Here is a 12,891-nt window from a genome sequence, read left to right on the forward strand (position 1 = left end):
TCCTCAGAAAAATATCTTTTTTACAACAAGCACCAAAATCACTGTATATATTCCAATAAGCGCTTTTTTAAATTTTTTTCTCTCTATTGCATGTGCTGCTTTTATACCAAAAAAGACACCCAAAAGTGAACTAGCACCCACTAAAAATCCATGCAAATAGTCTATATGGCCAAAGAGGCTCAAGCTCACAAAACCACTTATTGAAGAGAAAATCACAAAAAAGAGGCCCATAGATGCAGCTTTTTTCACATCAAGATGAAAAAAACCGACTAAAATAGGCGTTACTAATATACTTCCTCCAACACCGATACTAATAGCAAAAAGCCCAATAAATACTCCTACAAAAAAGATTAAAACCGGAGGAATATCTTTTGCTCCATCGTGTGTCACAGGAGATCGAAAAAAACGATACATCGCATAACTTACAAATCCTAAAAACATCCACTCAAGTACTCTGCTTGAAACAATGCTTACAAAATATCCACTGCCAAGAGCTCCTAAAAATCCTCCTATACCTAATGCCAAACCTTCATGGATTTTAAAAATATTTTTTTTGAAATTGAGATACGATCCAAACAGAGAGCTAAAGACCATCTGGGTAACAGAAATTCCTACAGCCTCTTTAATATCAAACCCAAGATACATCAGTATTGGCACTAAAATTGTCCCACCACCTATACCAAAAAAACCGGAGAGAAAACCGACAATAATTCCGACCGCTATCAATTCCATCAACGACCTTTTTTGGAAGGGATTATACTACATTTAAGCAAATTTATGACGAATTTATCTATTATTCAATATAATTAATTAACTTATAAACCTTAAATAAAGAGGAGAGTTTTTGAGAATAGTGGCCATTTTATTACTAGCTGTCCATCTCTTTGCTACGATGATACTCAACCTCAATGTCAAAGAGCAAAAGAATAGCGTCGAACTCTTGATAAACTTCGATGTACCGTATGAAGGAAAAATAGCGCAAAAAAGAGAGAGTGACAAAATAATCCTTTTTCTTAAAAATGTAAAGATATTGGCTCACTGGAGTAAAAAACTTAACAATCCTTTTATCTATCAAATAGACGTAGTTCCCACAAAAAATGGAACAGAAATTTTCATATATACTGTGGAAAAGATAAAAATATATGCCTCTAAATCAAAAGACGGTTTTAGCCTTATGCTTAAATTCAAACGCCCTGGGGTCTCATCAAGCGCGCGGCCTTCTAAAGGTTTTTTTAGTAGCATAAATTTTGCAAAGATAGGCTTATGGGTTGGAATTGGTCTGTTTGGAGTAATTCTTATATTTATAGTGCTAAAACTTCTGAATCAAAATAGAACACGAAAAACTAAACGTATCATAGTCCAAAATAGTGACAATGAAGAGTTTGCAATAAAATTTGAAAAGCCACTAGATGCACACAACAAAATTGCACTCATCTCTTTTAAAGGTATCAACTATCTTGTCATAATTGGCAGTACAAATGTCTTACTTGGAAAATATAAAGAGGGTGAAATTGAGAGTCACGAGGATTTTGAAAAAGCGATAGCATCGCAAAATCTTACTGCTGCTATGCAACCAAAAGAGGAGGATGAGATATTTATGACAATAGAGGAGTATAAACGAAAAGCAAGTGGCGAAATCTAAGCAGCTGCAGCGTCTGATCTAAAAAATCTCTCTATCAGCTCCTCCATTTCATCTTTATCTGTAACTCTATTTATTATCTCTCGAAATTGTGAAGCTCCGGGATATCCTTTAGAGTAGGTATGAAGATGCTTGCGAAAGAGTACCACTCCATAATCTCCATAAAAATGCAGCATCTGTCTAAAATGCTCGAAAATAATCTCTTTTTTTACCTGCTCATTTACAAAAGCTTCACCCTGTTTAAGTTGATAGAAAATCCACGGGTTTCCAATCGCACCTCTTCCTATCATCACCCCATCTGCTTTTGTCAGATGCAATACCTCTTGGGCTTTTTGATAGTCAGTAATATCACCATTTGCAATTACTGGGATCTTTACAGACTCTTTTGCTCTTTTGATAGCTGCATAATCCACAGGAGCTTTAAATCCACCACTCCGTGTCCGCCCATGAATTGTGATAAAATCTGCCCCAGCTTCTTGTGCAGCAACTGCAATCTGTTCTACTATATTTTCGCTAAATCCAAGTCTCACCTTGACAGATGTATAGGTTTTATTTGAGTACTTTTTAATTGTTTCAACTATTCTCTTAAATCGGTCAAGATCTTTTAAAAGTCCACTTCCCGCACCTTGTTTAACAACTTTTGGCACTGGACAGCCGCTATTGAGATCAATACCATCAATGCCTTCAATTGTATTGAGTTTTTCTACTGCTTTTTTCACTATCTCCTCTTCAGCGCCTGCAATCTGCACAAAATAGGGATCTTCTAAAGAGGATTTTTGGAGCATTTTCATAGTCTTTTTACTCTCATACACCAAAGCATTAGAGCTAATCATTTCACTGATAGTAAAATCTGCTCCAAATTTTTTTACTACACTTCTAAATGGTAGATCTGTATATCCTGCCAATGGCGCTAAAACATAAAGCGGTTTTGTAAAATCGAGTTTCATCTATGCAAACATCTCCAATGGATAGTTTTTGCCACACTCTTTTAGTTCCAGATAGGCTTTGAAATTGAGCAACTCATTTTCTGCTGTAGTTTCTAAAAACTCTTTTGCTTTTTCTATCATCTCCAAATCCAAAAGTGTATAAAGGTATGCTGCTTCGCTTTTTTCATCTTTTTCTTTAAGTTTTCCAAAAAATTTAAGCCTCTCATCTGGAGAGAGTACATCCTTTATTTTTTTAGCCAATTGCATATACTCTTCTTCATTTAGTTGCATTTGTGACTCTTGTAAAATATACTCTATATCTTGCTCATGAAGCATCTCTTTTTCTTTAGTTGCATATTGCTCAATAAGCTCCATAAGTGTCTCGAAAGTAAAGAGTTTAGCATAATCTTTGATTTTTGATATATCATTAAAAGTAATATATGCTTGCAGTGCTTTTTGACACAGCTCCTGAGGATATTCACTGCAATTTTTCAAAATTACTCCACTAAAAATCGGCTCACTTTTGAGTCTATTTTCATAGTTTTTCACTAAAAGTGCATTTTTAGGTGAGAGTTTGAAATCCTCTATATCAACATAGATACCATTAGTAATATCTTTTACATAGTCCAAAGGCTTTTTGAGACGTTCATCCTTCGTATCTATTTTAAAATCAACAGGGAGTATATGCGATTTGTCAGTTACGTTACCAAGATTTTTTGCTTCTGTTGTTTTATATTGATGTGATTTTGGCTCTTGCATAATCGCATCTGCAAATGAATCGATGAGAGTATCGTAATCTTTACGGTAACGCTTAAGCACCATAAAGTTGATAAAAGAGTAGTATGACATGTGAAAAAAAGATGCCAAAAAGAGAATAAACATAGGTACAATAATCCAAACAGCAACAGGAAGAGTAACAGGTACACCAAAAACATCAAAAGTATATACTTTGTCTACTTGGGAGTAGACAATACCAGCAACTATTAGCATAAGTATAATACTAAAAAAGATATAGCGTTTGATTCGCATTTAAACTCCTATTTATGGTATGGATGTTTATGTATAATACTTAAAGCCCGAAATATCTGCTCTAAGAGCACAATCTTTGCCACTTTATGACTCATCGTCAATTTACTAAGGCTCACTACTTTATCACACTTGTGCAAAAAATCCTCTTCAAATCCATATGCACCACCTATAAAAAAGGAAAGTTTATCATACTTTTCAAAAACTTTTGCAAATGCAAAACTATCAAGCTCTTCTCCTTTTGGATCGAGTGCAATGGTATAATCTTGCAAATAGGGCATTAAAACTTGTGTATAAATTTGACGTGCTTGCTGTTTTTGCGCTTGATTGATTTTTTTATTAAAAATATTTTCCATTTTTATAGTAGCATATTTTTTGGCATTTTTTATAAGATCTTCATAGATCATCTCATAATATTTTGCATCTTTTTTTCCGATGGAGTAAAGAGCTATTTTATGCATAACTTAAAGCTTTGATAAGAAAATCTCTTCCGACTGCTCTCTTCCAAATATCTTGTATCGGCTCATAAAGATATATACCTCCGATTGCTACAACTTTATGGCGTGAAAGTTTTGCTAAAGAAGAGAGTTTGAGGCCAAGTACACTGCTCACATCTTTTGTATTACTTGCTCTATATGCCCCAAGACCTATATAATCAAGATCTAAATCGTTAGCAACTGCTATCTCTTCTTCATTGTGCGTAGAGAGACCTACAATCTTTGCACCTATAAATTTGCGAAGAATTGTGATAGCTTCTGCTAAAGTTTTTGCACCAAAATTCTCTACTATCTTTGCAAGATCCTCTTGGCCAATATGTACTCCATCACAAAGCCTTGCCAATGCGATTTCATCATTGATAAGGAGTATACCATCCCACGCTTTTCGTAGCCGCTTGAGATTTTCATGTTTAGTTTCAAAAGATCCCTCTTTATCGCGATACTGCATGATTTCACATCCATACATCGCAGCTAATGAGGCATACTGCTCTAAACCTACACCAAATTGATCCAGCAGTGCCATATCACAAAGGGCATAAATATCACTCTTCATCGCTTTGCTCTATGAGAGGTTCTACATTTTGCTGCTCCTCTTGCCACAAAAGGCGCAAGAGATCCGCAATTGTCTTTTTCATCTGTGGACGCTCTACAATCATATCGATAAGTCCATGCTCAAGCAAAAACTCACTTCTTTGAAATCCTTCTGGCAAATCTGCACCAATTGTCTGTTTAATGACGCGCTGTCCTGCAAATCCTATCAATGCTCCAGGCTCTGCCATAATAATATCTCCAATCATTGCAAAAGAGGCACTCACTCCTCCCATAGTAGGATCTGTAAGAACCGATATGTAAGGCAATCCCTCTTCTGCCAACTTTGCTAGCGCGGCACAGGTTTTACTCATCTGCATAAGACTAAAAGTGCTTTCTTGCATTCTTGCACCACCACTGGCACTCACAATTACAATGGGCTGACGCTTCTGGATAGCTCTATTAACAGCACGAACGATCTTTTCACCTTCAACTGAGCCTAAACTCCCACCCATAAAAGCAAAATCAAAAACGGCAATTTGTGTAGGAACTCCCTCTATCAAACACTCACCACTTATTACTGAACTTGGATGTCCCGTCTTCTTTTTTCCCTCTTCGATGCGCTTTTTATAACTCTTTTTATCTACAAATTTAAGTGGATCCACAGGCTCCAAATTAGCGTCATACTCTACAAATGTCCCTTCATCGCAAAGGATCTCTATACGCTCTTTTGCACCGATACGAAAATGGTATCCACACTTTGGACAGACATTGTAGCGGTTTTGTACCTCTTTATAATACATCAAAGCGTTACATTTAGGGCATTTTATCCAGTGGCTAGGCTGCTCAGCCTTACTTGGCTGTGATTTGCGAATTTTAAATAGATCACTCAGACCCATACTAGTCCTTTATGACAATTTCATAAATTTTGTCAAAAATCTCTTGCTCTTTGCTCACTACTATTATTGTATCATTTTTATATGTGTAGAGGCCTTCACACTGATGCAAACCCGCTACCACATCATAGGGGCGAATCTCTCCTACAAAAATTACAAATTTGACATACCGAGCATAAGCCAAAGAGAGTGCAACAGCACCAGGACTACGAAATTTAAGTCCTGCAAATTTGAGTCCTTGTACAATATTAGGATTAGCGTAAGCTTTTTCAAAAAGTCCTACTCTTGCATGGTAATTTGACTGTACATCTTTTAATTTTTCATAAAGAAGTGAGCCTTTTTTGTAAAAACTACCATCTCTTACAAAAAACTCGCCTGAAGCATAATTGACAATAAAAGAAAAAAGCGTTTTTCCATCTTTCATAAGAGCAATAGAAGATCCAAAGTAGGGAAAACGAGAAAGAAGATTATCACTCCCATCAATAGGGTCTATAATGAGAGTAAATTCCCCTTCTCCTATCTCACCAGCTTCTTCTGAAATAATTTTCCCATATTTAGCCAGATATTTTATAAAAATCTTTTCTGCAAAGAGATCTATATTACTTGAGAGATCTCCTCCTGCACCACGACCGGCATACTGATAGAAATTTTCATCCATACCAAAGCGTACAGCCTGGTAAACTTCTTGGCATGCCTTTTTGACATCTTCAAAAAGTGTTTCCATCTTAGTCAAGTAGTTTTCTCGCAATTGCTTTTGCAGCCTCTCTTCCATCATACGACGCAGTCACTACAAGATGTGCACCTCTATAGCAGTCTCCACCTGCATAGACACCAGGTTTTGTTGTTTCATAATTTTTATTGATTTTGATTGCTCCCCAATCATTTGTCTCAATACCATGTTTTGCTAAAAACTCTAGTGGGGTATTTTCAAAACCAAGAGCAAATATCACCACATCTGCATCGATAGTAAACTCGCTATTTTTAATTACCTCTAATTTACGCTTACCATCTTTTGTTGTAGTAGAGATAGTTTTTACAAACTCAACGCCAATTACCTTATTCTCTTCATCTGTAAGAATTTTTGTTGGAGCAACATTATAGATAAACTCTGCGCCCTCTTCTTGGGCATTTTTCACTTCTTTACGGCTTCCTGGCATGCTCGCAGCATCACGTCTGTATGCACAGATTGCTTTAGCAGCTCCCTCTCTAATACTTGTACGCACACAGTCCATTGCAGTATCACCACCACCTATGACAACAACTCTTTTATCTTTAACCTCTTTATCTTTATCATAACTATCACCAAATATTTTTCTTTGAATATTTGTGAGAAAATCCATCGCCATCATAGCGCCTATAGCATTTTCTCCCTCTATACCAGCACGTCTTGGTTTCGTTGCACCTATTCCAATAAAGATTGCATCATAGTTTTCCAAAAGCTCTTCAAACTCTAAACTTTTTCCAACTTCCACATTGAGATTGAGTTTCATGCCAGCTTCTATAAGCCAATCAATACGGCGCTGGATTACCTTTTTATCGAGTTTAAAGTTTGGAATACCATATGTCAAAAGTCCTCCAGCTCTATCAGCTCTTTCAAAAACATGCGGCTCAATCCCAGCTCTTAAAAGATAGGTAGCACAGCTAAGTCCAGCAGGGCCACTTCCTATAATCGCTACCTTTTTATCTGTCTTTTTGCTACAAAAATCGGGGCGCATCCCTTTTTTAAATCCCTCTTCACTGATAAAAGTCTCAATTGCACCAATTGTAATTGCACCATACCCCTCATTGAGGGTACACGCACCCTCACAAAGTCTATCTTGCGGGCATACTCTTCCCATAATTTCTGGAAAAGGTGATGATTCATTGCTAATTTTAAATGCTAGCTCGAGATCTTTTTCTGCCACGGTTTTAAGCCAATGAGGAATAAAGTTGTGCAGTGGACAAGCATTATGGCAATATGGATCCCCGCACTGCACACAGCGATCTGCTTGTGTTGCTGCCTCATTGGGATTGTATATCTCATAAATCTCTCTAAAATCTTTTATACGCTCATTAACAGCTCTCTTTTTTGGCTCGATTCTCTCATTGAAAATAAAATTTTGCATATTATTCCCCTTCCTCTAGGTTCAAAGGAACTTTTCTTAATTCCTTCGGTCGTACCATCCAAAAGTCTCTAATCTCCATTCTAAAATTATCCAAAATCTCTTTTGCTTTTTGGCTGCCTGTCTCATCATAGTATGATTGCAAGAGTTTTTTAAGATAGTGACGCGCTTCGTCAAACTCATCTATGTCTATACGTCTTGCTTCAATCAACTCTTGGTTGATTTTTTCAATAAATGTATGATCTTCATCGTAAACAAATGCTAGTCCCCCTGTCATACCTGCACCAAAGTTTATTCCGGTCTTTCCAAGTATTACTACAATACCACCTGTCATATATTCACAGGCATGATCCCCAGTACCTTCTACTACTGCAAGAGCACCGGAGTTACGTACTGCAAATCTCTCACCCACTTCACCAGCTACAAAGAGCGTTCCACCTGTTGCACCATAGAGGCAGGTATTTCCAGCAAGACTAAATCGTTGCTGCGGATATTTAGAGGTAATTATGATTTTACCCCCATGCATTCCTTTGCCCACATAGTCGTTCGCAGCTCCTGTCACATTGATAGTAACACCATTAATGAGAAATGCACCGAGGCTCTGTCCTGCAACCCCTTCAAGATTGATGCGAATAGCATCCTCTTTGAGGCCAGCATCCCCATAATATTTTGCAATCTCTCCGCTAATACGTGCACCAAAACTTCTATTCACATTGCAGATCTTTTTATTAATAATAATGCTTTGCTTTGGATTTTCAATAGCTGGATAGACCTCTTTGAGGATCTCTTTTTCAAACTCGTTACTATCAAAAGGCTCATTTGATGGCACTTGGCACGTATCAACGCCATCAAGGCGCATCAACACAGAGCTAAAATCAAACTTCTTAGCAAACTCATTGTCAACCACTTTCAAAAGATCTGTTCGCCCAATCACATCTTCAAGTTTTGTATAGCCAAGCTCAGCCAAAATTTTGCGCACATCTTCAGCAATGAGTGTAAAATAGTTAATAAGTCTATCAACAGTGCCTACATAGTGCTCACGCAAAAACTCATTTTGCGTTGCAATTCCCACGGTACATCTATTGAGATGGCACACACGCAAAATTTTACATCCAATAATTGTAAGCACTCCTGTACCAAATGCGTAGCTCTCTGCTCCCATAATTGCTGCTTTTACAATATCAAGTCCAGTTTTGAGCCCACCATCAGTTTGGAGCTCTACAAATTCTCGCAAATGGTTAGCTTTAAGAGCATTGTGCGCTTCTGTGAGTCCTAGCTCCCATGGGTTTCCTGCAAATTTTATAGATGTGAGAGGCGCAGCACCTGTACCTCCATCTCCACCACTAATAATTATCTTATCAGCATACGCTTTTGCAACACCTGTTGCAATCGTTCCCACTCCAGCAGTTGAAACAAGTTTTACTGCTACTTTTGCATCAGGATTGACCTGCTTGAGATCAAAAATAAGCTGTGCAAGATCTTCGATAGAGTAGATATCATGGTGTGGCGGAGGAGAAATAAGTGTGACTCCCGGCATAGTATGGCGAAGTTTAGCAATGAGAGCTGTTACTTTATGTCCTGGAAGCTGTCCACCCTCACCAGGTTTTGCACCTTGTGCTATTTTTATCTGAATCTCTTCAGCACTGCGCAAATAGGCTGGAGTAACACCAAAACGGCCACTAGCTACCTGTTTAATTTTTGAATTTTTGATTGTTCCAAAACGGCTCTCATCTTCGCCGCCCTCGCCAGAGTTACTCTTTGCGCCGATTCTATTCATTGCTTCAGCTATACACTCATGTGCTTCAGGACTGATAGAACCAAGACTCATTGCAGCAGAATCGAAGCGTTTAAAAATATTTTCAACTGGCTCTACTTCATCAAGGGAAACAGGTTTTCTATCACTTTGAAATTCAAAAAAGTCGCGAATGAATTTAAATTCTCTCCCCTCTATCATATTTTTTAGCTCTTTATAATCATCCCAATTACCTGTGATAGAGACTTCATGTATCTTATTGACTACATTTGGATTAAAATCGTGATACTCACTCCCATCAATATACTTATAGTATCCTCCTAAATCGAGTGGAAAGATATGTTTTTCAAGATCTATCTCATATGCGTTTTTATGGTACTCATCCAATCTCTTCTCAATATCTTCATAATCAAGACCATGCACAAGGCAATGGCTTCCAGCAAAGCACTCTTGCACCATCTCTTCGCTCAGTCCTAAAACATCAAAGAGGGCAGAGTTTCTGTATGAAGCAATAGTAGAGATCCCCATTTTAGACATAATTTTCAAAAATCCACCATTGAGAGCATTGATAACATTTTTAAATCTGTTTCTCAACTCAAAAGGACTTAAATCCTGTTTCTTGAGTCTTTCATAGACTGTTGCAAAGAGAAGATACGGATAAACCGCACTTGCACCATATGCAATCATTACAGCAGCTGAATGAGAATCATGCACTTCACCTGTAATTGCCACAATTGAAACAAGATGGCGTACACCTGCATCAAGGAGCTTTTTATTTAAGCGTCCTATAAGCATCGCCATGGGTATTGTCTTCTTATGAGGGCTAAGCTCTCTATCATCGAGCATAATAATACGCACGCCCTCTTCTTTTACGCTTCTAATAACCTCATCTGTTAAACTCTCTAATGACGCTTTGAGGTCTTTTTCAAAAGCAGTAGAGAAAAATCTATTTTTAAAACACTCTTTGTAGCGTGGATGTTTTGGATCCCCATACGAGAGCAACACATCCATTTTCTCTTTAATAAGAATTGGAGAGACAGCTTTGAGTCTTATGGCATGATCGGGATCTTCATCTAAAATATTGTGAATCTCTCCAAAACCTGTATTGAGGCTCATTACTATCTTTTCACGAATAGGATCTATTGGCGGATTAGTTACTTGAGCAAATTTTTGCTTAAAAAAATCGGTAAAATTACGCTGTTTTGAGCTAAAAGCTGCCATAGGCGTATCATCACCCATGCTTCCTACAGCCTCTTTACCCTCTTTTATCATTGGTTCAATCACTTGCTCTATCAATTCATGCGTAATATGGTAGTAGCGCTGTTTATGGATAATATCATCAATTTTATACTCATCAATATTGCTAAATGGTGTTTCGATATGCTCTTGCAAATAGACCATATTTTCATTGAGCCATTCGCTGTATGGATTAGAGTTTTTGAGATAATCATTAATATCTTCATTTTTGAGAATAACTCCATATTTAAGGTCGAGCGCAATCATCTCTCCACTTTGCAGTCTTCCACGCTCTATAATATTCTCTTCAGGTACTCCCAAAATTCCATATTCGCTTGCAATTATGAGGCGTTTGTCTTTTGTGATGATATATTTTGCTGGACGCAATCCATTTCGATCGAGCACACATCCAATGTAGCGCCCATCTGTAAGACTCACAGCTGCAGGACCATCCCACGCTTCAAAACATGTACTTGTATACTCATAAAATGCTCGTAGCTCTGCATCCATGTGAGGAGCATTTTGCCATGGAGCAGGAATGAGGGCTCTGGCAGCTTTGAAAAACTCTACACCATTAACGATTAAAAACTCAAAAAAATTATCTAGACTCTTACTATCGCTCGCTTCAGGTTCTAGTGGTGGAAGAATCTTTTGCAACTCTTCATCGCTAAATATTTCACTCTTTAGCGATTCACACTTTGCATATACATTATATCTATTGGCAGTAACAGAGTTAATCTCACCGTTATGGGCAATCATACGAAAAGGCTGTGCAAGCTTCCATTTTGGTAGTGTGTTGGTTGAAAATCTTTGGTGAAAAAGTGCAAAACTTGCTTCAAAATCCTCATCTTGCAAATCTGGATAGAAAGTCTTAATATATGTAGGCATAACGAGGCCTTTGTAGGCAATTGTCGTACGTGAAAAACTTGGAATGTAAAAATCTTCATCTTCAACTAGCGCCTTTTCTATCTCTCTTCGTGTAAGATACAAAAGCGCATCAAATCTTTTTGTAGCAATCAGTGAGTTTGGTGCTACAAAAATCTGTACAATATTAGGGAGTGTCTGTTTGGCTAGTTCCCCAAGTGCATCGGTATTAATTGGTACATTGCGGATATATAAGATACGTAAATCATTTTTAAGACAAAACTCTTTAAAAACTTCTAAATTCTCTTCATTTTTATAAAACACCATAGCAACAGCATAGGTTTGCGGAAGGACAAAATCCTCTTTTTCAGCTATTTTTCTAAAAAATTTGTGTGGCATAGAAAAGAGAAGACCACTTCCGTCTCCACTCTTGCCATCTGCTGCAATTGCACCACGGTGCATCATGCGCTCAAGAGATTTGATTGCATCGTTAACATTTTGATGAGACGGTCTATTATCGATGCTTGCTAGTAACCCAAATCCACAATTATCTTTGTAACTTGTTAGAAGATCCATATCAACCCTTTCGGTTTAGAAGTAATTTCAACAAACTTTAAACCTATTTTTTGTATATAAGTGAATTATTATACTTTTTGATTCGTTAGAAGCTACTTAAAAGAGGGAAATATAGACAAACTTCAATAATATTGATACGAAGAGAAATAAAACTGCAAGCTACAAATGTGAAGTTTCATAGTAGTGCAAACAACTATTTTTCTACATAAAAGGAAAATGTTTGAAAATATAAATATTTAGAAGAAGGAAGAAGCAGTAATCCAAACTTTCGTTTGGATTACTTTACTTTTTCTAGATATTTACCTTCGATCGTATCAACTTTGATTACATCACCGGTGAGAATATGGAAAGGTACTTGGACAACAGCGCCTGTCTCAAGCGTTGCAGGTTTGCGGCCACCTGTAGCAGTATCACCTTTAAAGGCTGGAGCTGTTTCAGTCACTTCAAGTTCAACTACTTGTGGAATTTCTACTGAAATCGCTTTACCATTATGAAAGAGAATCTTCACATTCATTCCATCTTTCATATATTTGATATTGTCATCTCCTACTTGATCATGTGTCAAAGCTATCTGCTCATATGTAGAAGTATCCATAAAATGCATATTTTCGCCATCATCATAGAGATATTGCATCTCTTTTTCTTCTAAATCTGGCTTTTCTGCCTTATCTCCTGCATGAAAAGTCTTTTCCAAAACTCTTCCATCTATTAACGACTTAATTTTAGTACGCACATACGCTGCACCTTTACCAGGCTTCACATGCTGATACTCTACAATTCTGTAAGGTACTCCACCAAGCTCTATGCGTAGTCCTTTTTTTAGATCGTTCATACTATATGCCATGTTT

11 protein-coding genes are annotated in these 12,891 nt (G+C 37.3%); 1 reads left to right on the forward strand and 10 read right to left on the reverse strand.

The features are described 5' to 3' along the window. Window positions 1-3: 3 nt before the first annotated feature. A complete protein-coding gene (locus NITER_RS04990) occupies window positions 4-732 on the reverse strand; it encodes a sulfite exporter TauE/SafE family protein (RefSeq protein WP_084275582.1) in 729 nt (242 codons plus the stop codon). Between the two features lie 112 nt (window positions 733-844). Here NITER_RS04990 and NITER_RS04995 point away from each other — a divergent pair, with 112 nt between their 5' ends. Next, window positions 845-1,642 carry a hypothetical protein gene (locus tag NITER_RS04995; protein WP_084275581.1) on the forward strand — a complete coding sequence of 266 codons (798 nt, stop codon included), beginning with the start codon at window positions 845-847 and terminating at the stop codon, window positions 1,640-1,642. Here NITER_RS04995 and NITER_RS05000 read toward each other — a convergent pair. The 9 genes from NITER_RS05000 to efp all read right to left on the reverse strand — a co-directional run bounded on the left by NITER_RS05000 (window position 1,639) and on the right by efp (window position 12,887). Beyond that, window positions 1,639-2,586, reverse strand: a complete 948-nt coding sequence (locus NITER_RS05000) for a tRNA dihydrouridine synthase (RefSeq protein WP_084275580.1) — start codon at window positions 2,584-2,586, stop codon at window positions 1,639-1,641. The two genes, NITER_RS04995 and NITER_RS05000, sit on opposite strands and share 4 nt — an antisense overlap. Next, a complete protein-coding gene (locus tag NITER_RS05005; protein WP_084275579.1) occupies window positions 2,587-3,594 on the reverse strand; it encodes a hypothetical protein in 1,008 nt (335 codons plus the stop codon). Between the two features lie 8 nt (window positions 3,595-3,602). Then, on the reverse strand, window positions 3,603-4,052 hold the full coding sequence (locus NITER_RS05010; RefSeq protein WP_084275578.1) for a 23S rRNA (pseudouridine(1915)-N(3))-methyltransferase RlmH: 450 nt from the start codon (window positions 4,050-4,052) through the stop codon (window positions 3,603-3,605). Next, window positions 4,045-4,641: a thiamine phosphate synthase gene (locus NITER_RS05015; RefSeq protein ID WP_084275577.1), complete on the reverse strand. Its 597-nt coding sequence runs from the start codon at window positions 4,639-4,641 to the stop codon at window positions 4,045-4,047. The genes NITER_RS05010 and NITER_RS05015 overlap by 8 nt, the downstream gene beginning before the upstream one ends. Then, window positions 4,631-5,515: an acetyl-CoA carboxylase, carboxyltransferase subunit beta gene (gene accD, locus NITER_RS05020; RefSeq protein ID WP_084275576.1), complete on the reverse strand. Its 885-nt coding sequence runs from the start codon at window positions 5,513-5,515 to the stop codon at window positions 4,631-4,633. Before accD ends, NITER_RS05015 begins: the two co-directional genes overlap by 11 nt. 1 nt (window position 5,516) lies before the next feature. Beyond that, window positions 5,517-6,236, reverse strand: a complete 720-nt coding sequence (locus tag NITER_RS05025) for an inositol monophosphatase family protein (RefSeq protein ID WP_159445318.1) — start codon at window positions 6,234-6,236, stop codon at window positions 5,517-5,519. A gap of 1 nt (window position 6,237) precedes the next feature. Beyond that, window positions 6,238-7,617 carry a glutamate synthase subunit beta gene (locus tag NITER_RS05030; protein WP_084275574.1) on the reverse strand — a complete coding sequence of 460 codons (1,380 nt, stop codon included), beginning with the start codon at window positions 7,615-7,617 and terminating at the stop codon, window positions 6,238-6,240. 1 nt (window position 7,618) lies between these two features. Beyond that, on the reverse strand, window positions 7,619-12,043 hold the full coding sequence (gene gltB / locus NITER_RS05035) for a glutamate synthase large subunit (protein ID WP_084275573.1): 4,425 nt from the start codon (window positions 12,041-12,043) through the stop codon (window positions 7,619-7,621). Window positions 12,044-12,320: 277 nt separating this feature from the next. After that, on the reverse strand, window positions 12,321-12,887 hold the full coding sequence (gene efp / locus NITER_RS05040; RefSeq protein WP_084275572.1) for an elongation factor P: 567 nt from the start codon (window positions 12,885-12,887) through the stop codon (window positions 12,321-12,323). Window positions 12,888-12,891 lie beyond the last annotated feature (4 nt).

It is taken from the genome of Nitratiruptor tergarcus DSM 16512, from assembly GCF_027946175.1.
Classification (GTDB): domain Bacteria; phylum Campylobacterota; class Campylobacteria; order Campylobacterales; family Nitratiruptoraceae; genus Nitratiruptor; species Nitratiruptor tergarcus.

What these genes read in the sequence shown, in the direction of transcription:
- NITER_RS05025 (WP_159445318.1), bottom strand. Translation starts at nt 6,236, where the DNA reads ATGGAAACACTTTTTGAAGATGTCAAAAAGGCATGCCAAGAAGTTTAC.
- NITER_RS05000 (WP_084275580.1), bottom strand. Translation starts at nt 2,586, where the DNA reads ATGAAACTCGATTTTACAAAACCGCTTTATGTTTTAGCGCCATTGGCA.
- NITER_RS05030 (WP_084275574.1), bottom strand. Translation starts at nt 7,617, where the DNA reads ATGCAAAATTTTATTTTCAATGAGAGAATCGAGCCAAAAAAGAGAGCT.
- NITER_RS04990 (WP_084275582.1), bottom strand. Translation starts at nt 732, where the DNA reads ATGGAATTGATAGCGGTCGGAATTATTGTCGGTTTTCTCTCCGGTTTT.
- gltB (WP_084275573.1), bottom strand. Translation starts at nt 12,043, where the DNA reads ATGGATCTTCTAACAAGTTACAAAGATAATTGTGGATTTGGGTTACTA.
- NITER_RS05010 (WP_084275578.1), bottom strand. Translation starts at nt 4,052, where the DNA reads ATGCATAAAATAGCTCTTTACTCCATCGGAAAAAAAGATGCAAAATAT.
- accD (WP_084275576.1), bottom strand. Translation starts at nt 5,515, where the DNA reads ATGGGTCTGAGTGATCTATTTAAAATTCGCAAATCACAGCCAAGTAAG.
- NITER_RS05005 (WP_084275579.1), bottom strand. Translation starts at nt 3,594, where the DNA reads ATGCGAATCAAACGCTATATCTTTTTTAGTATTATACTTATGCTAATA.
- efp (WP_084275572.1), bottom strand. Translation starts at nt 12,887, where the DNA reads ATGGCATATAGTATGAACGATCTAAAAAAAGGACTACGCATAGAGCTT.
- NITER_RS05015 (WP_084275577.1), bottom strand. Translation starts at nt 4,641, where the DNA reads ATGAAGAGTGATATTTATGCCCTTTGTGATATGGCACTGCTGGATCAA.